21 protein-coding genes, 1 tRNA gene and 4 pseudogenes are annotated in these 22,204 nt (G+C 67.0%); 17 read left to right on the top strand and 9 right to left on the bottom strand.

Annotation, left to right across the window (positions count from 1 at the left end):
* Positions 1-54: 54 nt before the first annotated feature.
* Together F1D05_RS30625 and F1D05_RS30620 are read right to left on the bottom strand one after the other, a co-directional pair.
* A complete protein-coding gene (locus F1D05_RS30625) occupies positions 55-435 on the bottom strand; it encodes a hypothetical protein (RefSeq protein ID WP_185443863.1) in 381 nt (126 codons plus the stop codon).
* Positions 387-1,307: an FAD/NAD(P)-binding protein gene (locus F1D05_RS30620; protein WP_185443862.1), complete on the bottom strand. Its 921-nt coding sequence runs from the start codon at positions 1,305-1,307 to the stop codon at positions 387-389. The genes F1D05_RS30625 and F1D05_RS30620 overlap by 49 nt, the downstream gene beginning before the upstream one ends.
* Before the next feature lie 49 nt (positions 1,308-1,356).
* Between F1D05_RS30620 and F1D05_RS30615 the strand changes: the two genes are divergently transcribed.
* Together F1D05_RS30615 and F1D05_RS30610 are read left to right on the top strand one after the other, a co-directional pair.
* Positions 1,357-1,692, top strand: coding sequence for a hypothetical protein (locus F1D05_RS30615; protein WP_185443861.1), 336 nt, complete (start codon positions 1,357-1,359; stop codon positions 1,690-1,692).
* A 230-nt stretch (positions 1,693-1,922) separates the two neighbouring features.
* Complete coding sequence (locus F1D05_RS30610) at positions 1,923-2,126, top strand: cold-shock protein (RefSeq protein WP_185443860.1); 204 nt, start codon at positions 1,923-1,925, stop codon at positions 2,124-2,126.
* A 74-nt stretch (positions 2,127-2,200) separates the two neighbouring features.
* On the opposite strand, the gene F1D05_RS30605 is transcribed toward F1D05_RS30610, so the two are convergent.
* The 3 genes from F1D05_RS30605 to F1D05_RS30595 all read right to left on the bottom strand — a co-directional run bounded on the left by F1D05_RS30605 (position 2,201) and on the right by F1D05_RS30595 (position 6,429).
* Positions 2,201-2,695, bottom strand: a complete 495-nt coding sequence (locus F1D05_RS30605) for a GNAT family N-acetyltransferase (RefSeq protein WP_185443859.1) — start codon at positions 2,693-2,695, stop codon at positions 2,201-2,203.
* Positions 2,696-2,811: 116 nt separating this feature from the next.
* Positions 2,812-3,177 carry a M23 family metallopeptidase gene (locus F1D05_RS30600; protein WP_185443858.1) on the bottom strand — a complete coding sequence of 122 codons (366 nt, stop codon included), beginning with the start codon at positions 3,175-3,177 and terminating at the stop codon, positions 2,812-2,814.
* Between the two features lie 33 nt (positions 3,178-3,210).
* Positions 3,211-6,429, bottom strand: coding sequence for a tetratricopeptide repeat protein (locus F1D05_RS30595; RefSeq protein ID WP_185443857.1), 3,219 nt, complete (start codon positions 6,427-6,429; stop codon positions 3,211-3,213).
* A gap of 178 nt (positions 6,430-6,607) precedes the next feature.
* Here F1D05_RS30595 and orn point away from each other — a divergent pair, with 178 nt between their 5' ends.
* The 8 genes from orn to F1D05_RS30550 all read left to right on the top strand — a co-directional run bounded on the left by orn (position 6,608) and on the right by F1D05_RS30550 (position 15,383).
* On the top strand, positions 6,608-7,216 hold the full coding sequence (gene orn, locus F1D05_RS30590; protein ID WP_185443856.1) for an oligoribonuclease: 609 nt from the start codon (positions 6,608-6,610) through the stop codon (positions 7,214-7,216).
* Positions 7,217-7,275: 59 nt separating this feature from the next.
* Positions 7,276-7,348 (top strand) — tRNA-His (locus tag F1D05_RS30585).
* 525 nt (positions 7,349-7,873) lie between these two features.
* Positions 7,874-9,028, top strand: coding sequence for an IS30 family transposase (locus tag F1D05_RS30580; protein WP_185449627.1), 1,155 nt, complete (start codon positions 7,874-7,876; stop codon positions 9,026-9,028).
* A 554-nt stretch (positions 9,029-9,582) separates the two neighbouring features.
* Entirely contained in the window at positions 9,583-11,034 is a 1,452-nt protein-coding gene (locus F1D05_RS30570) for an APC family permease (RefSeq protein ID WP_185443854.1), read from the top strand.
* Positions 11,035-11,049: 15 nt separating this feature from the next.
* Complete coding sequence (locus F1D05_RS30565; RefSeq protein ID WP_185443853.1) at positions 11,050-11,805, top strand: DeoR/GlpR family DNA-binding transcription regulator; 756 nt, start codon at positions 11,050-11,052, stop codon at positions 11,803-11,805.
* Positions 11,806-11,826: 21 nt separating this feature from the next.
* Positions 11,827-13,383, top strand: a complete 1,557-nt coding sequence (locus F1D05_RS30560) for a GMC family oxidoreductase (RefSeq protein WP_185443852.1) — start codon at positions 11,827-11,829, stop codon at positions 13,381-13,383.
* Positions 13,384-13,437: 54 nt separating this feature from the next.
* Positions 13,438-14,478, top strand: a complete 1,041-nt coding sequence (locus F1D05_RS30555; protein WP_185443851.1) for an SIS domain-containing protein — start codon at positions 13,438-13,440, stop codon at positions 14,476-14,478.
* On the top strand, positions 14,475-15,383 hold the full coding sequence (locus F1D05_RS30550) for an ROK family protein (protein WP_185443850.1): 909 nt from the start codon (positions 14,475-14,477) through the stop codon (positions 15,381-15,383). The genes F1D05_RS30555 and F1D05_RS30550 overlap by 4 nt, the downstream gene beginning before the upstream one ends.
* A gap of 967 nt (positions 15,384-16,350) precedes the next feature.
* On the opposite strand, the pseudogene F1D05_RS43240 reads toward F1D05_RS30550, so the two are convergent.
* Together F1D05_RS43240 and F1D05_RS30545 are read right to left on the bottom strand one after the other, a co-directional pair.
* Positions 16,351-16,455: pseudogene (locus F1D05_RS43240) on the bottom strand (IS5/IS1182 family transposase); the annotation flags it as partial.
* A 200-nt stretch (positions 16,456-16,655) separates the two neighbouring features.
* Positions 16,656-17,088, bottom strand: a pseudogene (locus tag F1D05_RS30545) (transposase); the annotation flags it as partial.
* Positions 17,089-17,234: 146 nt separating this feature from the next.
* On the opposite strand from F1D05_RS30545, the gene F1D05_RS39180 reads away from it, so the two are divergent.
* The 4 genes from F1D05_RS39180 to F1D05_RS30535 are packed head-to-tail and all read left to right on the top strand — an operon-like array spanning position 17,235 to position 18,782.
* A complete protein-coding gene (locus tag F1D05_RS39180) occupies positions 17,235-17,621 on the top strand; it encodes a hypothetical protein (RefSeq protein WP_206685893.1) in 387 nt (128 codons plus the stop codon).
* Between the two features lie 28 nt (positions 17,622-17,649).
* Positions 17,650-18,042 (top strand): hypothetical protein, encoded by a 393-nt coding sequence (locus tag F1D05_RS39175; protein WP_219732971.1) that lies wholly within the window; start codon positions 17,650-17,652, stop codon positions 18,040-18,042.
* Positions 18,043-18,096: 54 nt separating this feature from the next.
* Positions 18,097-18,438, top strand: coding sequence for a Mu transposase domain-containing protein (locus F1D05_RS42300; RefSeq protein WP_281388795.1), 342 nt, complete (start codon positions 18,097-18,099; stop codon positions 18,436-18,438).
* Positions 18,435-18,782 (top strand): ATP-binding protein, encoded by a 348-nt coding sequence (locus F1D05_RS30535; RefSeq protein WP_281388794.1) that lies wholly within the window; start codon positions 18,435-18,437, stop codon positions 18,780-18,782. The genes F1D05_RS42300 and F1D05_RS30535 overlap by 4 nt, the downstream gene beginning before the upstream one ends.
* A 36-nt stretch (positions 18,783-18,818) precedes the next feature.
* Here the strand turns inward: F1D05_RS30535 and F1D05_RS30530 are convergent, their stop codons facing one another.
* On the bottom strand, positions 18,819-20,261 hold the full coding sequence (locus F1D05_RS30530) for an MFS transporter (RefSeq protein WP_185443849.1): 1,443 nt from the start codon (positions 20,259-20,261) through the stop codon (positions 18,819-18,821).
* Positions 20,258-20,899 carry an NAD(P)H:quinone oxidoreductase gene (wrbA, locus tag F1D05_RS30525; protein WP_185443848.1) on the bottom strand — a complete coding sequence of 214 codons (642 nt, stop codon included), beginning with the start codon at positions 20,897-20,899 and terminating at the stop codon, positions 20,258-20,260. The genes F1D05_RS30530 and wrbA overlap by 4 nt, the downstream gene beginning before the upstream one ends.
* Positions 20,900-20,980: 81 nt before the next feature.
* Here wrbA and F1D05_RS30520 point away from each other — a divergent pair, with 81 nt between their 5' ends.
* The 3 genes and pseudogenes from F1D05_RS30520 to F1D05_RS43230 all read left to right on the top strand — a co-directional run.
* Positions 20,981-21,448 carry a MarR family winged helix-turn-helix transcriptional regulator gene (locus F1D05_RS30520; RefSeq protein ID WP_185443847.1) on the top strand — a complete coding sequence of 156 codons (468 nt, stop codon included), beginning with the start codon at positions 20,981-20,983 and terminating at the stop codon, positions 21,446-21,448.
* A 214-nt stretch (positions 21,449-21,662) separates the two neighbouring features.
* Positions 21,663-22,079 (top strand): annotated as a pseudogene (locus tag F1D05_RS43235) (transposase); the annotation flags it as partial.
* 28 nt (positions 22,080-22,107) lie between these two features.
* Positions 22,108-22,194 (top strand): annotated as a pseudogene (locus tag F1D05_RS43230) (hypothetical protein); the annotation flags it as partial.
* Between the last annotated feature and the right edge of the window lie 10 nt (positions 22,195-22,204).

Below are 22,204 nucleotides of genomic sequence, written 5' to 3'. Positions count from 1 at the left end.
CCGGCTTGGAACAGGTGAGTCCGAGGGGGCTGGCAGGTCACGCATCCTCGTTCCTTACTCAGGCGGTGCGGTGCAGGACTCCGTCGCGGTCGTCGAGCAGGCGACGCTCTGCGGCAGTCTGCGCATTGGCAAGCGCCGCTGCAACGTCAACGCCTGCGCCCCACTCGTGTCCGAGCAGGGCCAGTGCTGCATGCCCCACTGCGAAGTCAGGGTCTTCCTCGACTGCTGCGATACCAGTTCCTCGGCACCGCCTTGCAACCGCAGCAAGCGGCCCAGCGCCTCATTGTAGGTGGCTGCCGCATCGGCCGTCGTGGTGAGGCCTTGGCCGTAGACATCCAGCTGCCGGCGTACGGCGGGAAGGCTCAGGTGGGCGACGACGGCCTTCGCTACGTCGGCGCCTGCGAGCGGATCTCCGGCATCGCGGTCGACTCCCACAGGCTGCCGCGTCGCAGGGCTCCGAGCGTCCAGAGCGGCGCACGACGTCCAGTAGCTCCCAGGACTCGCCCATCATCGGCCGTTTCGAGGCCAAGCCCGACCTCACCGGCCCTGGCGAGGCCGCAAGCCAGCAGCCCACGCAGGAACGGATCGGCAGTGGCGTCGCCGACAGGGCCGGTGCAGTTGACCACGGCACCGACCGTCATGACCGTGCCGTCGCTGAGCAACACCCTGACGGCGTCGCCGGTGTCCTCGGCTGTTACGACTTCGCTGGTGTGCTGGCAGAGCCGCCCGGACTCGCGTAGTACGGCCAGCCGTTCCGCGGTGATCGGCGCCATGCGATACCGGTGCGCATCCCAGGTCCGCGCATCGATGCGGAGGAACTCCTGCTTGTCCCCTGCTGACAGGCGCTTCCACACTCGCGCGGTGATCGGCCGCAGCCCGTCGATCGCGGTGAGCCCGGTGCCGACCAGCAACACATCCGCGTCGGGCAGGTTGTCGAGCGCACCTGGCAGCCATGGGTTCGCGACGAAGCGGTCGGAGGTCTGCAAGTCCGCAGGAGCCCAAGCGACGCCAGGCGCCGTACCGCTGGCTACTACAGCGGCGTCGGCGACCAGGGTCTCGCCAGTGTCGAGATGCAGGGCTACACGGCGGCCAACGTGGTCGACTGCGGTCACGCGGGCGTGGATGCGCTCCAGCGAATCGGCAGAGTGGGCTGCGCTGGCGGCGAGGTGGTCAGCGAGGTAGTCGCCGTACCGGGCCCTTGCGACGAAGGTCGAAGGCTTGATCCCGGCGTCGACGTTCGCGTGCAACCAGCGGACGGCCCCCGCGCCGATCACCGCCACCGTACAGCCGGCTTCCCCTTCGGTCATGCTGCCCCCCACAGGCGTAAAACTGCACTGAATCAATAGACTTACTGGGTTGAAGGTAGCCGATCCCGACCACTATCGCCAGCAGGTCCTGCCCGTACTACGGGCGCCGACCGGATCCGTCGTCGGGTGTCCGGACCTGTCGATCCCGGCCTCGAACAACGCCGGCCTGCAGTCCGCGCCCGACCAGATCTCGGCGATCGCCGGGCTGCGCGGGATGTTCCGTCAGTCCGGCGGCATCATCGCGGTCTCGATCACCACCACGCTGCTCGCGCACAGCACCGACCCCGGCGGCACCCAAGCGCACACCTTCACGATCTTCGCCGCGGTGCTGCTGCTGATCGTTCCGTTCACCTTCCTGGTGCCCGACCATCGCGGCTCCTGGTGATCCCCGACGCGCTGTGCGTGCTGCCGGTAGCTCGCCCGGCATTGTGTGCTACCGTTTTCTCCGGTTGCAGTTTTGCAGTTCCACGTTCGTTTTGAGACGCCCGCGGAGTTTGTGATCCGCAGGGCGTTTTCTCATTTCCGGGCCTTGGTCCGATGTGGGAGGGCTCGTTCGGCAGCCCGGGAACCGGTATTCGCCGGGACTCGTCAACTCGCCCCACAAAGGAGCAGATCATGGCTAACGGAACAGTGAAGTGGTTCAACAGCGAAAAGGGCTTCGGCTTCATCGCGCAGGACGGCGGCGGCGCCGACGTGTTCGTGCACTACTCGGCGATCACGACGGACGGCTACCGTTCGCTGGATGAGAACCAGAAGGTCGAGTTCGACCTGACCCAGGGCCCGAAGGGCCCGCAGGCGGAGAACGTCCGCCCGCTCTGAATCACCGCATGACGTGAGCAGGCCCGGCTTCGGCCGGGCCTGTTTCATTTCCCCTGCAGTTCTCCCACGGCCCGTTACAGCAGGTCGCGTTCCCAGCGATACTCGCCGTCCTGGACCACCTCGGTGCGACTCAGGCCCGCTGCCGCTGAGACTGCTGCCGACGCCCCGTGCTCCGGATGGACATGCGCGACGATCCGCCGTACGCCGTGTGCTTCCAGCCAGCTCACCAGGCCCGCTGCGGCCTCCTTGGCATACCCGTGGCCCTGCCAGGCCGTCCCGACGACCCAGGCGATCTCTGCCTCGTCGCTGGTGACCGTCGCCTGCACGTAGCCCACCAGAGCATCGTCCTGGAGTGACCGCAGCACCCAGTTGAGCCAGTACTCGCCGGGCCGGTCTGGTCCAGCCACCTGGCGCCCGTACCGCGCTGTGAGGTCCGCCACTGTCGGCGGCTCACCACCGGTGAATTCATAGAGCTCAGGAGCGCCCAGTACGCCGGCCATCTCCTCGGCGTACTCCACCCGCAACGGCAACAGAGCCAGTCGCGCGGTCTCGACCTCAGTAGCGATCATCGCTGAACGGTAGTGCCCCGCGTCCGACGCAGGGCACTCACGCCGAGCGGTCCGGCCGCTCCCTCCACGGCCGATCCGCCCCACGCCACTCCCCCGTTACTACTTCTCCCCTGTTGCTACTTCGACGGCAGCCGGGCGTTCGGATGGAGGTCGAACCGGGGACTGCGGTGGTCGCCGGGCCGGTACGGCGTGATCCGCTCCTCGTAGTGCAGGTGCGGTCCCGTCGCGACGCCCAGGCGATCCCCCGTCTCCACCGTGTCCCCGTGCCTGACCTCCACCTCGGACAGGTGACCGTAGAAGTGCCAGATCGCGTTCGACTCGACCACGACCTCGTCGCCCCCCGTCCGGACGACTACCCCCGCAAGAGTCGCCCTGACCGGCGTACCCGGTTCGGCCCCGTAATCCCGGCCCGAGTGTGGCCCGTGCTCCCCCGACACCCCGAACTCACAGGTCACTCTCGGGTTGTGCACCGGCGCCGCCATGTCTCGATCCTGCGGACCGACCTTCAGAAATCCTTAAAGGCGGACCGGGGCGGTCGGGTAGGGGGCCGGCTCGACCTCCAGCTCGGTCATTCGCTGCACGTAGGTGCGGTAGGCCCGGCGTGCTTCTCCGTGGGCGCCGCTGCCCTGGAACGCCGCTACGAGTCCCAGGTGCGCCCGCTCGTCGTACTGGTCGCGCTGGAGGATCCGGAGCAGATAGCCGGCTGTTACGTCGGGGTCGCGCTTGCTGCGATCGGCCAGCACTCGGGCGACTCGGACGTACAGGGCACGGGCTTCCTCGCGCATCCCCGCCGCCCAGTCGGCGTACACGTCCTCTTCGAGGAAGTCGCCGCTGTACGACGCCTCTGCCGCGCGGCACAGAGCCAGCTCGTTGCTGTCGAGCCCGGCTCGCGCATCCCGCAAGAAGCCCTCTACGTCGACGGCAGTCCGCTCGCCGTCCAGCCAGATGGTCGCGCGGTCGGCGCCGATGAAGTGATCTGCGCCGTACGACTTGCCGGGGTCCAGCACGGAGCGCACGGTCGACAGCGCCACCGACAACCGCGGCGACGCGACCGACTCACCCTGGTCGGGCCAGAGCAGGTCGAGCAGTTGCACGCGAGCAACTGGCCGGCAGCGACGAGCCACAAGGATCTTCAGCAGGTCACGGGCCTTCTTGGACGGCCACTCACCCAGCTGCACGGGCTTGCCTGCACGCAGTACGCGGAAACCGCCAAGGCACTCGATGCGCACCGGAGCGGGGCCTGTCTCTTCACCGGCAGCCAGAGCTGCTGCGGCGTAGCGGGTCGCTCCTGCGGCGAGGAACTGCTTGTGGGCACGCAGAGCCAAGTCCCGCGCCTCGGGACCGTGCGTCCGCCGGGACAGCATCAACTCGGCCCGCGCCTGCCCTAGCGGATCCCCAAGCTCAGTACGGATGTTCAGTACTTCGTGCAGCGGCTCGGCGCCGCCGTCTGCTGCTGCGAGGAGCTCCAGAGCATCGGCCAGGCCGGCCCGGTCACGTCGCTTGCGACAGAGAGCGGCTGCTTGCTCCGCAGCGGCTGCCGCCTCGCCCATGTCGCCTGCATGCAAGCTCACCCAGCCCAGGGCAACCAGTGCGCTGGACTGACCGAGCACCGGCCCGTAAGCGACCGCCTGCTTGGCGATCTCGGCCAGCTCTGCTGCTCTCTCGGGCTCCTCCCCTGCCAGCACTCGCGCCAGCCCCGCCAGGGACGGCACCAGCGACTGCATGTCCTTGGTGTCGTCGGCCATCGTGATTGCCTCTTCGAAGCAGGCTCTGGCCATGGCACGGTCGCCACGCTCGCGGTACACCTCGCCCAGGACAGACAGAGGTTGCGCGACCCGCTTGGATTCCAGCTTCTGGTAGAGCGCCCGAGAACCTTCCAGCTCACCGATAGCCTCGTCCAGCCGGCCTAGCCTCAGCAGTGCCTCACCGCGATTGTTCAGAGCCAGTGCGCGGAACACGGCGAAGCCCGCGCGGTCCGCTAGCTCCAGTGCACGGTCCAGCTCCTCCAGACCAAGCGTGTAGTCCCCTTCGGCGATGTGATGGGATCCGCGGTTCACCCGGATGCGGATCGACTGCAGTAGGTCGCCGGCGCGCTCTGCATGGTCCAAGGCCCGTAGGTAATGGGAGGCGTTGCCGCGTGGGTCGCTGTCGACAGCGGCCAACATGGCAAGCACCGTGTGGACGATCGCCAGCGCACGGTCGTCACGAGACACCTTGGCTGCCTGGTGAGCTGCTTCGATGAGCTTGCGGCAGTCGTCGAACTCGCCACGCAACCAGTGCGCGCCGGCCCACCACGCCTGCAGCAGGGCCTCGTCAGTCGGCTGCCCGCCGTCGATCCTGCCCCGCCGGTAGGTGGCGATGGCGACATCGGTCCGGCCGCGCAGGTGATGGATCAGCCCCAGCCGCCAGGCGATGGCAACCGGGATCTCACCGTCGGGCTCGATGATCCGGTCGAAGCAGTCCTCGGCACCTTGCCAGTCACCCAGGACCTGTCTGGCTTCGCCTTCCAGTTGGTCCATCGCGCCGTCCCGCAGCTCCTGCGGCAGCATGGTGACAGCAGCGACCACCATCTCGGCCAGGCCGCCAGAAACCATCGCGTGCCCGCGCTCGGCCAGCATGCGAGCCGCTTGCGCCGGGTCAGCTGCCTGGTAGCACGCGAGCGCGTCCCGGTGATCCCCGACCGACTCGAACCAGTTGCCTGCCTGCAGGGTCAGCTCGGTGATCTCCGCGTCGTCAGTGGCCAACCGGTCGGTGGCGAAGTCGCGGACCAGCGGGTTGAGCTCGTACCCATCCGCTTCGCCGGCAGAGACGAGCAGGCCTCTCGTACGAAGCTGTTGAAGGGTTTCGGCGCTGTCGATGAGACCGATGGCCTGGCACAGCTCGGCACCGAACCGGGGCAGCACTGCGACGGCGGCCACCAGTCGACGTACGGAAGGAGGCTCGACAGAGAAGACCTCCTCGGCCAGGTAGTCGTACAGCGGCCCGTCCGAACGCAGCGCGCGCCTCAAGCGGATCGAGCGCTCGGCGGCCGGCACAGTCCGCAAAGCCTCCACTGCAAGGCGCGTAGCCGCAGGCCACCCCTGCACTGCGGCTTGGAGCGGCTCTGCGAGCTCCTCGACGCCTTCACCCAGTACTGCGTGGAGCACCTCGGCAGTCTCGGGCACGGTGAACGCCACCGCGGTCGCGTCGATCTCGAGCACCTGGCCGCGCCCCCGCAGGCGGTCGATCCCGAACGGCATCGCAGTACGGGAAGCCACCACGAGGTGCAGCGACGACGGCGCGACCCGGACCAGCCCCTCGATCAACTTGGCTGCGGGGTCGTGCACGTGGAGTTCGTGGAGGTCGTCCAGGACGAGCACGAGGTCGTCGTTCAGGTTCTGCTCGAGCGCCTCAGCCAGCACAGCGGCGTACGCGAGTGCCCTGGTCTCCTGCTCCGCGTCCGCGTCGGGCCCGCGAGGCCCTTGGAGCTCGGCCAGCACTGCGGACAGCGCCGGGACCTGGCGCCGGAGAGCCTCCGCCAGCGCGGTGACCATGGCAACGAGGGAGCGGTCCTCGGCGCGCACGGTGTGCCAGGCGCAAGGGCGTCCGGCTGCCCAGGAACCGAGCAGGGTGGACTTGCCGAACCCGGCGTCGGCGACAACCGTCACCAGCCGCCGCTGCGCACCCTCGTCGAGCAGCGCGAGCAGGCGCGGCCGCGCGACAGTCCCCTGCAGAGTCGCCCCGTCCCCAGGCATCTGGTCACCTTCCTATCCCCTGTCGGCAGATTAGTGTCGCGACAGGGGCTTCAGATACAACAGCACCGTGAGTAGCCGGTCTGCAACAGTGTCGCCGCTGATCCCACGGTGCGCCACGCCCGGCTGTTGAGGCTGCCGCGTGCGAGCGTGTCGGCGTGTCGCCGTAAGGTGGGTGCCCATGAACGACCGGCTGGTGTGGATCGACTGTGAGATGACCGGACTCGATCTGGTGGCGGACGCCTTGATCGAGGTGGCGGTCCTGGTGACCGACTACGAATTGAACGTGCTCGGCGAAGGGATCGACCTGGTGATCGCACCGCCCCCGGCGGCACTGGAACAGATGGGCGAATTCGTCCGCGACATGCACACCGGCTCCGGCCTGCTGGCCGAACTGGAGCACGGCATCGAGCTGGCCGACGCCGAGCAGCAGGTGCTCGACTTCATCTCCGGCTACGTGGCCGACCCGCGCAAGGCCGCGCTGGCCGGCAACTCGGTCGGCACGGACCGCACCTTCCTGGTCCGGGACATGCCGAAGGTCGAGTCCCACCTGCACTACCGCAACGTCGACGTCAGCTCGATCAAGGAACTCGTCCGCCGGTGGTACCCGCGCGTCTACTACGCGACCCCCGCCAAGAACGGCAACCACCGCGCGCTGGCCGACATCACCGAGAGCATCGCGGAGCTGCGGTACTACCGGCAGACCGTGTTCGTGCCCCAGCCAGGCCCCGACACCGACACCGCGAAGGCCGCCGCCAGCGCCATCTCGGGGCCGATTTCAGGGAACTGACGATCGTCGCTATGATTACCGAGCCGTTGCAGTCAGGGCGGTAGCAGTACCGAAACATGGTGGGTATAGCTCAGCTGGTAGAGCACCTGGTTGTGGTCCAGGGGGCCGCGGGTTCAAGTCCCGTTACTCACCCGAATTGGCCGACTGTGTCTGCGGAAAGCGCAGACATCAGTCGGCCTCGTCATTTGGTGCGCGGTCGCTTCGCTCCGCGCGAGCGGGGGCTTCGCCACCCGCACCCCGGCGGGTTCACGTGGTCGTCGCAACACCTCGATCTGAGGAGTTGCGGCGGCCATGTTGTTTGTGGAGGACCTTGAGCGTCACGGTGAGGCGTTGTTGCGGTTGGTGGATGCGGGTGTGGGAGTAGCTGCGGCGTGTGGGTCGTTGGAGATCACGCGTGGTCGTGGGTATGAGATGTTGCGGGCTCTGGGGCGTGGACGGGGCAGGAAGACCGTGATCACCGAGGAGTTGCGTGGCCAGGTGGTGGCGGTGTTCGGCCGGTCGGGGAGTATCAACCGGGCCGCGATCGCCGGCGGGTTGAGTCATGACGCTGCCCGGCGGATCCTGGTCGCGGCCGGGCTGGTCGGCGCGGCGAAGGCTGGGTATGGCAAGGCGCGGGCCAAGGCGCGGTTCGCAGAGCTGGTTGAGGCGGGCTGGTCGATCACTCGTGCGGCCGGCGAGGTGGGCGTGAACGTGCGCACCGGGCGGGACTGGCGTCGAGGGGTCCGCAAGGTGGGCAACACGCGGGTCCGTCCGGATGGGATGGTCGTGGACTACGGCACCGGAACCCGGTACTTCATTTCCATGACCCGACCGGCTGATGCTGTGATCAGTGACCGTTACCTGTCGTTGGACGATCGGCTGGCGATCGCTGACGGGCTGGTCAACAAGCACACGTTGACCGCGATCGCGGCCGGTATCGGCAAGCACAAGTCCACGATCTGCCGCGAGATCCGCGCGCACAGCGTCGAGGGCATCTACCTGCCGCACCAGGCCCACCGTGACGCCGCGTCGGCCAGGGCCCGGCCCAAGACCTCCAAGCTGGCCGTTGATCCGGTACTACGGGAGCGGGTCGAGCAGGGCTTGGAGACGAAGTTGTCACCAGAACAGATCTCGCACAGGCTCGTCAAAGACTTCCCCGACGACGAGAGCATGCGTGTGAGCCACGAAACGATCTACCAGGCGCTCTACTTCCAGGCCCGCGGCGGCCTGAAACGCGAAGTTCAGACAGCGTTGCGGACCGGCCGGACCCGCCGCAAACCCCAACGCCAACCAGGCCAGCGCCAGCACCGGTTCGTCGACGAGATGATCATGATCTCTGAGCGCCCTGCCGAGGTCGAAGACCGCGCGGTCCCTGGTCACTGGGAAGGCGACCTGATCATGGGCGAGGGCAACCGGTCCGCGATCGCGACCCTGGTCGAACGCACTACCCGCTACACGCTGCTGGTTCACCTGCCCGGCAGCCACGAGGCCGAACCGGTCCGTGACGGCCTCATCAAAGCGATGCAGACCCTGCCCGAGCATCTGCGCGGTTCACTGACCTGGGACCAAGGCTGCGAGATGGCGCGCCACAAACAGTTCTCCATCGCTACCGACATGGCCGTCTACTTCTGCGACCCGCACTCGCCCTGGCAGCGCGGCACCAACGAGAACACCAACGGGCTGCTCCGCCAGTACTTCCCCAAAGGCACCGACCTGTCCGTCCACGGACCCGAAGACCTCGAACACGTCGCCCAAGAACTCAACCAACGACCACGCAAAACGCTCGGCTGGGACACCCCAGCCGAGCGCTTACGTGATCTACTCACTACCTAGAAACCAACACGGTGTTGCAACGACCCCTAGAAACCGCCCCCCCTTGCTGGGGTTGAGGTTTGCGACCGGTCCGCAGCGAAGACCGCCAGGGTCGTCTTGCCGACACCGGGCTGGCCGACAACCACGATCGTTGCCGAGTGCTGCCAAGCCCCCTGAGCGCGACCATTCTCCAGATCTCGCAACGCCCGTATGCTGATCCCCGAGGTTTCGGCCAGAGCCGCCTGGGTCAGCCGTGCCGCTCGTCGATGACGAAGCAGAAGCTCTCCGAACCTCATGCCCGCTTGCCGATCCCGTCGGCGGTGCCTACTCGATCGGCAGTGCCGGCTTGCACCAGAAGCCCCCCGTCCGATTTCTGACAAGGGTCTCAACTCTCGACTCTCCGACCGCCTCAGCCTTCGCTGGGACTCGTGCACCTTGGGCCGAGTCCGAAAAGAGCACCTCTCAATCTGTGCGGAATCCTGTTCCAGTAGGTGACAACTGGACATCAAATATGTTAAAACTCTCAAATAGAGTGTGAACCAGCTCGGGGATCGAATGCTCATCGGAGGACCAAAATGGCGGATTCGGCTCCTGCTCAGGGCGTACGTGTTCCGAGCCACCCAGCAGAAGACGTCCAACTGAAGCGGGATGCGATCGGGCTGCCCGGTGCGTTGATGCAGTCCATCGCGCAGATCTCGCCGACGCTGGGCATCTTCTACACGATCGCTTTCACCACCAGTCACGCCGGCGTGGCCGCTCCGCTGACCTATCTCGCGGCGTTCCTGGTCTGTCTGACGATCGCCGTCCCGATGCTCGGCCTGGCCCGGCATCTGCCGTCGGCGGGCGGCTTCTACACCTACATCTCCGCCGGTATCGGCCCCAAAGCCGGGTTCATGACCGGCTGGCTGTACGCGCTGATGGTGACCGTCGTTCCCGCGGCACTCGCATCCTTCACCGGCGCGATCATCCACGACGAGCTCGACGGCAAGTACGGCATCGGTATCCCCTGGTGGATCTACTCCACGGCGATCCTGGCGGTCTGCTTCGCCTGCGCCTACCGAGGTATCTCGATCTCGATCAGGTTCCTGGTGGTGATGACGTGCTTCGAGATGCTGGTCGGGCTGGGGCTCGCCTTCACGGGGCTGGCGAATCCCGGACCGGGGGGCGTGAACATGAGCGGCTTCAACCCTGCCAACATCACCGACGGTTCAGGGTTCTTCCTCGCCATCGTCTTGTCGATCTTCGCCTTCACCGGGTTCGAGAGCGCGGCCGTCGTCGGCGAGGAGTCCAAAGATCCGCGCCGGATCATTCCGCTGGCGATCTTCGGCTCGCTGATCCTCATCGGCGCCTTCTACGTCGTCACCGCCTGGGGCCTCCAGATCGGCTGGGGAACCGACAACCTGGACGAACTGGCCGCGTCCCCGACCGCTCCGGCCTTCGTCCTCGCCGACCGGCTCTGGAACGGCGCCTCGGTCGTGGTCCTGATCGCCTTGGTGAACTCGGGCCTCGGTGTCTGTATCGCCTGTACGACGAGCGCGACCCGCACCGTCTTCGGAATCGCCCGCACCGGCGCACTTCCCGCCTGGCTGGCCAAGGTCAATCCCACTCACCGGACCCCGGTGGCGGCAGTGCTCCTGCAGTCCGGAATCGCGCTGGGGATCTGTCTGGCGGTCGGGATTCCGATCGGCCCGTACAACCTGTTCAACCTGCTCGGCGCCACCGGGACCTTCGTCTACATCCCGATCTTCATCCTGATGAACATCGCGGCCTTCCGGTTCTTCCGCCGCCGTTTCCCGGCCGAGTTCAGTGTGCTCGCCCACGTGGTCGCACCGGTGATCTCGACTGCCGCTCTGTTGCTCATCGCGGGCTACAGCCTGAACCCGCTCCCCGACTTCCCCATCCGCCTCGCACCCGTCCTCGCGATCGCCTACGCGGCGGCAGGCCTCACCGTTCTCTACGTCCGTAATCTGAAGCCCGGGAGAACAGGCTGGATGGCAAAAGCCGGCCAACTCCCGGACGTCGACTGAACGGAGAGGGAATCGATGAACTCTAAGGCACGGCAGCAGGAGATACTCGACCAACTGACCTCGCGCGGCGAGCTGACGATCGGCGAACTGAGCAAGCGGTTCGACGTGTCCGAGATGACGATCCGCCGCGACGTGAACCAACTGGCCTCCGAAGGGCTGGCGGTGCGCACCCGGGGCGGGCTGGCGCTGACAGCCAGAGGCAGTTTCGAACCCCCGTTCGCGCTCCGTGCCCGCGAGCAGGTGGAGGCCAAGCAGAGCATCGCCGCGAAGGTCGCCGAGCAGGTGCTCGACGGTCAGACGATCATCCTCGACGGTGGGACGACCGGCCTGGCGGTGGCTCAGCAGTTGGTCGGGCGCAGCATCACCGTCTGCGTCCTCAACCTTCGCTTCGTCGAGATCCTGGCAGCCGACAGCGCTACCAGGGTGATGGTCCCCGGTGGAATCGTTCGCACCGGGGAGCTCAGCGTCATCGGCGCCGAGGTCGAGGCGATGCTGGGCAACTTCAGGTTCGACCAGTTCGTCATGACGGCGTCGGGCGTGGGGATCAACGGCTTCACCGAATGGAACCTCGACGACGCCGCCGTCAAGCGAACCGCGTTGCGGAGCGCCAAACGCACCGTTGTCGCGGTCGATTCATCCAAGTTCGGCCGCGAGGCGTTCGCCCGGCTCTGCGGTCCGGCCGACGTCGACCTAGTGGTGACCGACACAGCAGTCGATGCCGCGGAACACCGGCGGCTCACGATGGCCGGGACCGAACTCGTCATCGCCTGACACACCCGAGGAGAGCAGACCATGGACAACCCATCCCCCGAGCAGGAATCCCGCCAGGCAGAGCTTCCGAGACACGCGGATGTCGTCGTGATCGGCGGAGGCTCGGGCGGAGCCGCCTGCGCCGCCACGCTGGCTGCTTTGGGTGACACGTCTGTTCTTCTCATCGAAGCAGGACCCGACTACGGCCCCTTCGGCAAAGGCCAGTGGCCGGCCGACATGCTCGACGCACGCTCGATCCCGCTGTCCCACGACTACGAACTACTGTCGGCGGCCACACCACCCCTGGACCTGCCCAGAGCCCGCATTCTCGGCGGCTGTTCGGCGCACAACGGCTGCACCGCTTCGATCGGCGCGCGCTACGACTACGACGAGTGGGCCACCTGGGGCAATGACGGCTGGTCGGCAGCGGACGTCGAGCCCTTGCTCGATTGGGTCCACGATCGCTTCCGCGTACGCCGGTACGGGATGGACGAACTGACCGCACCACAACGGGCCTTCGTGGGAGCCGGCCAAGGCGTCGGCCTCCCGTTCGCGGACGACCTGGACCATATCGAGGCAGCTGTCGGGATCGGCCCGATGCCGGTGAACATCGTCGACGGCGTCCGGTGGAACAGCGCGTTCGCGTTCCTGGACAGCGTCAGGCACCGCCGCAACCTCGAGATCCTCCCCGGTACGGAGGTCGTGCGGCTCGTCATCGAAGGAGGACGCGTCACCGGAGTACTGGTGGCAACGTCGGACGATCCCCACCAGCAACCCACGTTCATTGCCTCGGACAAGGTTGTCGTTGCCGCAGGCGCCTACCACTCGCCGGCCCTGCTGCTGCGGTCCGGCATTGGCGAGGCAGCTCGGCTCGAGCAGCTCGGGATCGACGTGACGGCGGAGTTGGCGGGGGTGGGCAAGCATCTGCTCGACCACGTCTGCGTGCAACTCGACTTCGCCGGCCGGCCCGGTCTCGTCGACGAGTTGAGCCTCGGCGCCTGGAGCCCGGACGAACAGTCGATCGGACGATTCCGTTCCAGCGTGTGCGACCCGGGCCCCTACGACGGCCACGTCTTCATGGTCGCCGGCGCCAACAGCGGCCACCCCGGTCTGCCTCCGATCAGCTTGTACGGCGGCGCGATGCGAGGTCAGTCGGAAGGAACCGTGACGCTCGCCGCCGACGGTTCGCCAGTGATCGACCATCGCTACGGCACCGATCCCGCGGGCCACGACCGGGTCGTCCTCGCCGAGGCTCTCGAACTCCTCGAGAGCATGGTCGCTCAACCTGGACTGGCCGAGATTCTTGGCCGGCGAGTCCAGCAGGGAGCGGATCCACTCGATCGAATCGTGAGCTATTGCCACCCGGCCGGCAGCTGCAAGATGGGCCCGGCGTCGGATCCGGCGGCCGTGGTCTCCGCCGACGGTGGCGTCCACGGCGTACCCGGCCTGTACGTCGCCGACGCGTCGATCATGCCGGCGATCACCCGCGGGAACATCAACCTGCCCACGGCGATGATCGGCGCGAACATCGCGGCGAAACTCGCGGGCGTGTCCCCCGATCGCGTGGCCGGTCTGTTTCACCAGCGCACCCTGCGATAGCCGAACGTGTAATTCGTCCTCACCTCGTCGACGTCATGAAATGAGTGCTTCTCCATGTCCCCTCAGCTGACTCCGTTCGAACAAGACATGCTCGCGCAGCCCGGCGCTCTGTCCGACCTGCTCGGCGCAGGGCCGACGGCCGGCGCCGACGACTTCATTCGTCGCGGCTGGGACCGAGTAGTGCTCACCGGCATGGGGAGCAGCCATTTCGCCGGGATCCCGACCTGGCGCGCACTCACCCAACTCGGCCTGCCGTGCTGGCTGGTCGATGCGGGGACGCTCCTCGAGACGCCAGAACTTGTCACGCCGAACACACTCGTCATCGCGACGTCGCAGTCGGGTGCCAGCGGCGAAGTGGTCGAGGCGACGAGCCGGCTACGAGAGCGGTGGTCGAGCCGGATCGGCATTCTCGGCATCACCGCGGATGCGACGAGCCCACTCGCCGATACCGCGGACCTTGCTGTTCTGCTGCACAGCGGGCCGGAGGCGACGGTCAGCACGAAGAGCTACCTCAACACGCTCGGCGTCCATCACCGCCTGACCGGGATCTTCCGGCAGACCTCCGCCAGCGAACTGGACGATGAACTGGCAGGAGCGACCGAACAGGTTGCCGTGGTGGTGCAGAACCGTCTGGCGGCGGACATCGGGTCGACGATGCTTTCCGCCGCGGCCCCGCGTCTGGTGGCGGTCGGGAAGCGGGACGCAACCGCCACAGCGCTCTATGCCGCTCTCATCATGAAGGAGGCCGCAAAGGTCGCGGTGGAAGGGTTCGTCGGTGGGCAGTTCCGCCACGGCCCCTTCGAGCTTGCCGGCGAAGGCATGACAGCGATGCTCTACGGTGCGGAGACTCGCGAGGACGACACCAGCCTGAACCGCCTGGCGGAGGACCTGCTGTCGGTCGGAACCTCCGTGATTCTAGTAGGCGACGTTGAGCTGCCGGGAGCGCGCACACTGCCGACTGGCGGGAGGAACGGTCTGGAGTCACTGATGACAGGGGCGGTCGTCGCGCAGCACCTCGCGGTCGAGGTCGCTCATGCCAACGGTGTCCAGCCGGGTGCGTTTGTCTTTGGCAACAAAGTGACGACGACGCTGTGAGTGTCCAGCTGGGAGTCGACCTCGGAGGCACCGGAACACGCGTCGTCGCGATCGATCGAAACACCTCTGTGCTGAACGAGGAGACCGCGGCAACACCTGCCGCGGGATCTCCAGCGCAGGTCGTCGCCTTTCTCCGCGAGCTCGTCGACACCGCAGCCGGCTCCCAGGTGATCGGGTCGCTCGGCATCGGCGCCAGTGGTCCCATCGACAACGCTGGAGTGATTCAGAATCCGGCGACTCTGCCGGCCTTTACCGGGGTCGATGTAGCCAAAGAACTGTCGGCCCTCTACGGGATCCCGGTGCCGATCGAGAACGACGCCGTCGCGGCCTGCATCGGTGAGGCCGCAGTGGGCGCTGCCCGTGGGTACTCAGGTGTCCTGATGGTGACCCTCGGCACCGGCGTCGGGGTGTCCATGCTGCGTTCAGGCGAGCCGGTCCGCGGTGCGGACGGTCAGCACCCCGAGGCGGGTCATCTGAGCATCGCGGACGTGGATGCCCCTTGCTACTGCGGGCGCAGCGCCTGCTGGGAGATCGCGGCCTCGCGCTCCGGACTGCAAAGCCTCGTCGAGGGACTCCAAGGATCCAACGGTCCGAAGATCACCGTTGAGGCGCTGCTGGCGATCGGACGCGACGCGTCCGCCGGTGAGCCCGAGGCCCGGACCGTCTTCGATGCCTACGGCAAGCGAGTGGCTGCCGGCCTCGCCGACCTCCTGACCATCTACCACCCCGAGATCGTGGTGCTCGGTGGAAGCGCGGCGCAACTGTTCGACGCGTTCTCGCCGTCGCTTTTCGCTTCGCTCCAAGGGATCGTCGATTGCTTCCCCTCCCCCGTCATCGTGCCGTCGACGCTAGGAGACCTAGGCGGCGCCATCGGCGCGGCAGTACTCGGCAGAAGCACTCGGTGAAGAGAAGGCTGTCGTGGTCGGCCATGACTGGGGTTGCGGCGTGGACTGGCGCAGCGCGACGTCGCGCCACGATCTGGTACGTGGCTGCCAGGGGTGTCCGTACCCCTGACACGGCGTGGCGCCGCATCCACACTGACCTTCCTGTGTCAGTACTTCGGGCCGAACTTGCCTCCGTGTCTGACCGATGACGACAACGAGTAGTACGCCCGGCAGTACCAATGGATCGGGTTCACCGACCCGCTGAACCGGTACCGCAACATGGAGCGCGACTGGGCTCCGGCCGCATCGCGGCAGGATGCAGTGACTACCTCGCCGGCCCTCTTCACCAGCGGCGAGGGCGACCTGGTCCGGACTTTCTTCCCACCCGACTTCATCGAGCAACTCCCCGGTATCGTCACTGTCCTCCGCGCTGTGATCGACATACCGAACTGCGGCCACTGGATCCCCGAGGAGCGTCCGGCCGAGGTGCTGCTCCACCTTCATCGCCGCCCTCGACCGCTGACTTTGGTTCAGAGTCCCGGGGGTCCTGATGGTGGCTCGCGGCCTGGAGTCGGGAGAGGGATTGCCGGCGGCCTTCCGGGTCCGGAGCTGGGGTCGGCGGGAGAGCGGCACTAGGGAAGGTACGAGCCTTTCCGGCGAATGGGAGAACGAGTTGTCAGGCTGGGGACAAGCGGCTCAACGGGCATCGTCGATGCGATGCGTTCCGGTGTGGTCGACGCGAAATCTGAATCCATAATGAGTAGTCCATTCCTAGGGAATCGCTGAATATTGGGGTTGTGTGACGCGCTGGATGATGCGGTAGTGCCCGGGAGAGTTTGCGCGGATTGGTCAGGGTCGTGACGGTGTGTTCCTGGCCAGATCCCGGCCTCGTTGGCGGGTTGTGGGCAGGCTGGCGCTATGCCGTCACCCCCATCAGAGTGACGGCACGGGCACGCATCAGCCAGTTCGCTGAGGCGAACAGGACCTACAGGTGATTGAGGTTCTTGGCCAGCCTGCGGTAGCGGGTCTTGGTGAACCCGAGATCCCGTTTCACGATGAGGAAAGGATGCTCGACCTTGGCCCGCACGCCCGCCTGACGCGACTGCCAGACACGGTCAGGGCTGGCCGCGAGTCTCCCTTCCGGGCCGCGATCCGGAACTCCACGCTCGACAGGTGCTCGTCACCGATCACCTCGGGCTGCTTCTCACGCCTTGGTATCCGGCGTCGGCGTAGACAACCTAGTCATCGTCGCGAACCAAATTGGCTGTCTCATCGAGATCGTGAACGTTCGCGCTAGCGCCCTGCGCAGGGAATCCGTTGAATATATGAGTTGAGTCGTTCGAAGATCTGGTCGGCGGTCTGGTCCAGGTGAATGGTCGCGGGTTGTCGTTCCAGGTGGTGACCCAGGCACGGATGTCTTTCTCCAGTGCCTGCAGGGATTGTGGACGCCGCGGCGGAGCTGCTTGTCGGTGAGCAGCCCGAACCAGCGTTCGACCTGGTTGAGCCATGACGAGCTGGTCGGGGTGAAGTACAGGTGGAACCGCGGGTACGCGTCGAGCCACTTGATGATGGCCGGGGTCTTGTGCGTCGACAGGTTGTCGCAGACCAGGTGGACGTCGAGGCAGGCGGGGACTTCGGCGTCGATCTTGGCGAGGAACGTCTTGAACTCGATCGCCCGGTGGCTGCGGTGCAGCGAGCCGATCACCTGGCCGCTGGCGACATCGAGCGGCACCGGCTGCCACCAGGTGGTAACCGGGAGTCTGACGGGTGTGAAGGGCGAGGGACCGGACCGCGACCAGTACGTCGCATCCTTCGGCGTCCGCTCCAGCGTCGCCACGATCACCGCCTCGATCTGCTGATGCCCGGGCGGGTATGACGAATCGTGCGCTGCAGCGCAAGCACGGGGTGGGCTACCGCACGGTCGCTGCTGCCTTAATCTCGGTATGGCCGCAGCCGCAGCCGCAGCCGCAGCCGCAGAAGAAGCTACCAGAGCGCGGCAGCCGGCTGGACGAGTTCACGGCGGTGGTCGACGGATGGCTGCGGGACGACTTGACCGCGCCGAGGAAGCAGCGCCACACCGCGAAGCGGATCTATGACCGGTTGCTGGACGAGCACGAGGCGGCCGATGCGCGGGTCTCGTATCAGATGGTGAAGAGCTACGTGGCCACGCGGCGCAACGAGATCCGGGTCGGGGCGTGGCGGGGCGTACGTTCCACAGCCGCATCTGCCCGGTACGGAGGCAGAGGCCGACTTCGGTGACATCACGGTCCAGCTGGCCGGCGAACAGGTGGCGTGTTACCTGTTCTCGTTCCGGCTGTCGCATTCGGGCAACGCCGTGCACCGGGTGTTCGCCTCCTCCAGGCAGGAGGCCTTCCTGGAGGGCCATCTGCACGCCTTCAGCGTGCTGGGTGGGGTCCCGACCGGCAAAGTTCGCTACGACAATTTGAAGGCCGCTGTCGCGCAGGTGATCGGGTTCGCCCGGACCCGGGTCGAGACCGACCGGTGGACGGCGTTCCGGTCCCACTATGGCTTGGATACCTTCTACTGCCAGCCTGGGTTGAGAGGCGCACACGAGAAGGGCGGCGTCGAGGGACAGATCGGCTACGTCCGCCGCAACCATCTCGTCCCGGTTCCCGACATCGACTCGCTGGCCCAACTCAACGAGATGATCGACGTATGAGATGCCGTCGATGATGCCCGCCGGATCCGGTCGCGGCCGCGGCCGATCGGGGAGATGTTCGCTGTCGAGCAGTCACTGCTGGCACCGCTGCCGTTCGAGCGGTTCGAGACCGGTCGCTGGTTCACCCAACAGGTCGATCGCTACACCCAGATCACCGTCAGCACCAACCACCATTCGGTGCCGTCGCGGCTGATCGGCCGCCAGGTCCAGGTGCTGCTGAACGCTTCCGACCTGCTCGTGTTCGACGGCCGCACCGAGGTCGCCAGGCACGAGCGGCTGATCCCTGCTCATCGCGCTCGGCACCGAAGCGGCGATGGCCGGCTTCCGGGTCAAGTACGCCCCTCGCGGCCAAGCTGGCCGACGAACTGGTCGAGGCCGCCGACGACAAGATCTTGACCAAGACGATCGCCCGTTACGGCCGCGTCGACCTGCAATGCATCGACGAACTTGGCTACATGCAGCTGGACCGGCGGGGCGCTGAACTGCTGTTCCAGGTACTGACCGAACGCGAGGAGAAGAACTCCGTCGCGATCGCCTCGAACGAATCGTTCGCCGGCTGGGGTAAGACCTTCACCGATCCGAGGCTCTGCGCCGCGATCGTGGACCGCTTGACGTTCGGCGGGAACATCCTCGAGACCGGTACCGAGTCCTACCGCCTCGCCCCCAGCCGCCGCCACCCCGCACCCGGCCCGTGGACGCCTCCCGAACGCGACCAGCTCATCCGCCAAGACGGCCGATGAGCTGGCTCGGGAAGCTCAAGGTCGTGCCCCTCGCCGTCAGTGCGTCGTCGTAGGTTGGCCGCGCTGGTGCCGTGGCAGCAGCAGGCTGACCACCGCGATGGCCAGGCCGAGCCCGGCCGCTATGAGGAAGACGAGGTCGTAGCCGGCGGCGAGGTTAGCGGTCGGGGAAGTCCCCCCGACCCCTGTGTCGGCTGTGGCGCTGGCTGCCGTCGCAAGGATCGCGAGCCCGATCGACCCGCCCACCTGACTGGCGGTGCTGGCCACACCACCGACGATTCCCGCGTCGCCCTCGGGAATGTCGGTGGTCGCCGCGGCCATGAGGGTGGGGAAGGTCAGCCCGATGCCGACCGCGATGAGCAGCGTCGGCCCGAGCACGCTGATGACATAGCCGCTGCCGGCATCGGCTTGGGCGAGCCAACCGAAACCGGCAAGGAACCCGGCGCTGCCGGCCAGCACCAGAGTGCGCACACCGGTACGCGGCAGCAGGGCGGCGGCCAATCGTGCGACTGCCACGAATGTCACCGCCGCGGGCGTCTGCCCGAGCCCGGCTTGCAGCGCGCTGAAGTCGAGCACGTTCTGCAGGAACAGCGACGTGAAATACCACATCGCGATCGCAATGCCGCCGAACAGCAGCAGCATGCCGTTGGCGACGGCCACCCCTCGGATTCTGAGCAGCCGCAGGGGCATCATCGGCTGGGTGGCGACCCGTGCCTCGACGAGGGTGAACACGACGAGCAGCAGCAGGCCCGCGGACACGAGTCCGACGACCGGCACGGACGTCCATCCATGATCGGCGCTCCGCATGACCCCGTAGATCAGCGCGGCCAAACCCGCCGTCGCCGTGACCGCACCAGTGAGGTCGAGCGATTCTCGCCGGCCGGTCCGGGTGCCGGTCAGCGACATCATGGCCACCACGATCAGTATCGCGCCGATCGGTACGTTGATGAGGAAGACCCACCGCCACGACAGACCGGTGGTGATGGCGCCGCCCGCAAGCGCGCCGGCCATCCCGCCGATGCCGCCCGAGGCGGACCATGCGCCTAATGCCCGGGCGCGCGCGTGCCCTTTGGTGAAGCTGGTGTTGATGACGGCCAGCGTCGCCGGGGCCAGCATGGCGGCTCCCACGCCCTGCGCGACGCGGGCCGCCACGAGCACCTCAGGAGCGGTTGCCAGGCCGCCGACCAGACTCGAGGCCGAGAACAGCATCAGCCCGGCGGTCAGCATTCGGCGGTGGCCGAACAGGTCGGCGGCGCGGCCACCCAGCAGCATAAAGCCGGCGAAGGTGAGCAGGTAGCCGTTCACCACCCAGGCCAGGCCGGTGGCGCTAAAGCCGAGGTCGCTGCGGATCGAGGGTAGGGCGACGTTCACGATGGCCGAATCCAGGATCACCATGAACTGGCAGGCACACGCCAATGACAGGATCAACCAGGCGGGGAAGGCGCGCGGCGTCGCCCGCTCGATGACTTCCTCCGTTGTCATGACCGGCCGCTCACACTGGCCATGGCGGCGCGGTCGGCCCCCACCAGCCGGATTGTGATCTGGGCCAGTCGCCGTCCCTGGTATCTGGCCGCTTCCAGCGCCGCGGCGTCGGGACTGTCGCCGTTCGGGCCGGCTACGAACGACGTGCCGTAGGGGTTGCCGCCGGCGGCGTACACGGCCGGATCGGTATATCCGGGCGGGACGATCAGCGCGCCCCAGTGGTAGAAGACATTGCCCAGCGACAAGATCGTGGCCTCGCTGCCGCCGTGCCGGTTGAACGCCGAGGTGAATGCCGTCACCGGTTTGTCGGCCAGCTTGCCTTCCCGCCACAACCCGCCGGCCTGGTCGATGAACTGTTTGAGCTGCGCGGCCGGCCCACCGAACCGGGTCGGCGTCCCGAACGCGAAGGCGTCGGCCCACGCCAGGTCCTCAACCGAGGCCTCGGTAATCGATGTGGTGGCGTCGGCGTGGCGCCGCCACTGCGGGTTCTGGTTGATCGCGCTGTCGGATGCCAGCTCGGCGACCCGCCGCAGCCGCACCTCGGCGCCGGCCGAGGCAGCGCCCTCGGCGACGGCCTGCCCCAATGCGTGCACAGCGCCTGTCGCGCTGTAGTAGATGACGGCGACCTTCACGGTCATGTCCAGCTCCCAACAGTGTCGTATAGAATTGGTTATGCGCATAACGTTATGCAGATAACCAATTCTGGTCAAGGAGAGCCCATGGACTTCGAGCACGCCGAAGCGCTCAACCAGGCCATCCGCCTGCTGAGCCTGCGCCACCGGGCCAGGGCCGCCACGCTGCTGGCTCCGCTCGGCCTGCACCCCGGCCAGGAAGCGCTTCTGCTCGAACTCGCCCGCACCGGCCCCATGATCCAGGCCCAGCTCAGCGAGGCGCTCGGCTGCGAGCCGCCCAGCGTCACACTCATGACCCGCAAACTCGAAGCCTCCGGCCACATCCGCCGCAAACCCGCCCCCACCGACAAACGTGCCACCATCGTCGAGCTAACCGACAGCGGCAGAGCGCTCACCGATCAGGTCAAGCAGCTATGGCGGGCACTGGCCGAGGAAACCGTGACCGGCCTACCCGCCCACACCGTGGCGGAAATCCCCGGCCTGCTCAAAGCCCTGACCGACAACGTCGGCACCAGGCGCCCCCGCCACCCACACGGCCACCGGGACGGTGAGTAGAGCGGCGCACGCAAGTGCGGATTTCCGGGGTTGGCCGCCGGTCCCGGATGAATCAACTCAGGCAGAACGGCTACGGACCACCATTCAACTCCGCCACTGGCACCCAAGTCACCACCTCAAATGACGTCAAAACCCATCACCATTTCATCCCCCACCAGACCATCAGTTCCTGCAAGACCAGTTGGCGGCTGCGTCGCCGGATCTGTTGCGTGACATGTTGACCAGGTTCGTTCAGGCGCTCATGTCGGCGGATGCCGACGCGGTCTGCGGCGCCCCGTACGGTGTGCCGAGTCCGGACCGGACCAACTCCCGCAAGGGCTACCGGCACCGTGACTTCGACACCCGTGCCGGCACCCTGGACATCGCGATCCCCAAGCTCCGCTCGGGCTCCTACTTCCCGGACTGGCTGCTGGAACGGCGCCGCCGCGCCGAGCGGGCGCTGACCACGGTGGTGGCAACCTGCTACCTGCTCGGGGTGTCAACGCGCCGGATGGAGAAGCTGGTCGAGACCCTCGGCATCACCCGGCTGTCCAAGTCGCAGGTCTCGGTGATGGCCGCCGAGCTCGACGAGCAGGTCCACCAGTTCCGCACCCGCCCGCTCGACCAGGGCCCGTACACGTTCGTGGCAGCGCTGCCGCACCCACTACGCCGCCAACCTCATGTCGGCGACCCCGAAAGCGTCCTGGCCGTGGGTGAAGACGCTGCTGCACTCGGTCTACGACCAGCCCGACAAAGACGCCGTCCATCAACAGTTCG

The sequence above is a fragment of the Kribbella qitaiheensis genome, assembly GCF_014217565.1.
In the GTDB taxonomy this organism is placed as follows: Bacteria; Actinomycetota; Actinomycetes; order Propionibacteriales; family Kribbellaceae; genus Kribbella; species Kribbella qitaiheensis_A.
Note: the sequence above shows the minus strand (reverse complement) of the source record. Positions and strands in the feature narration are given on the sequence as shown.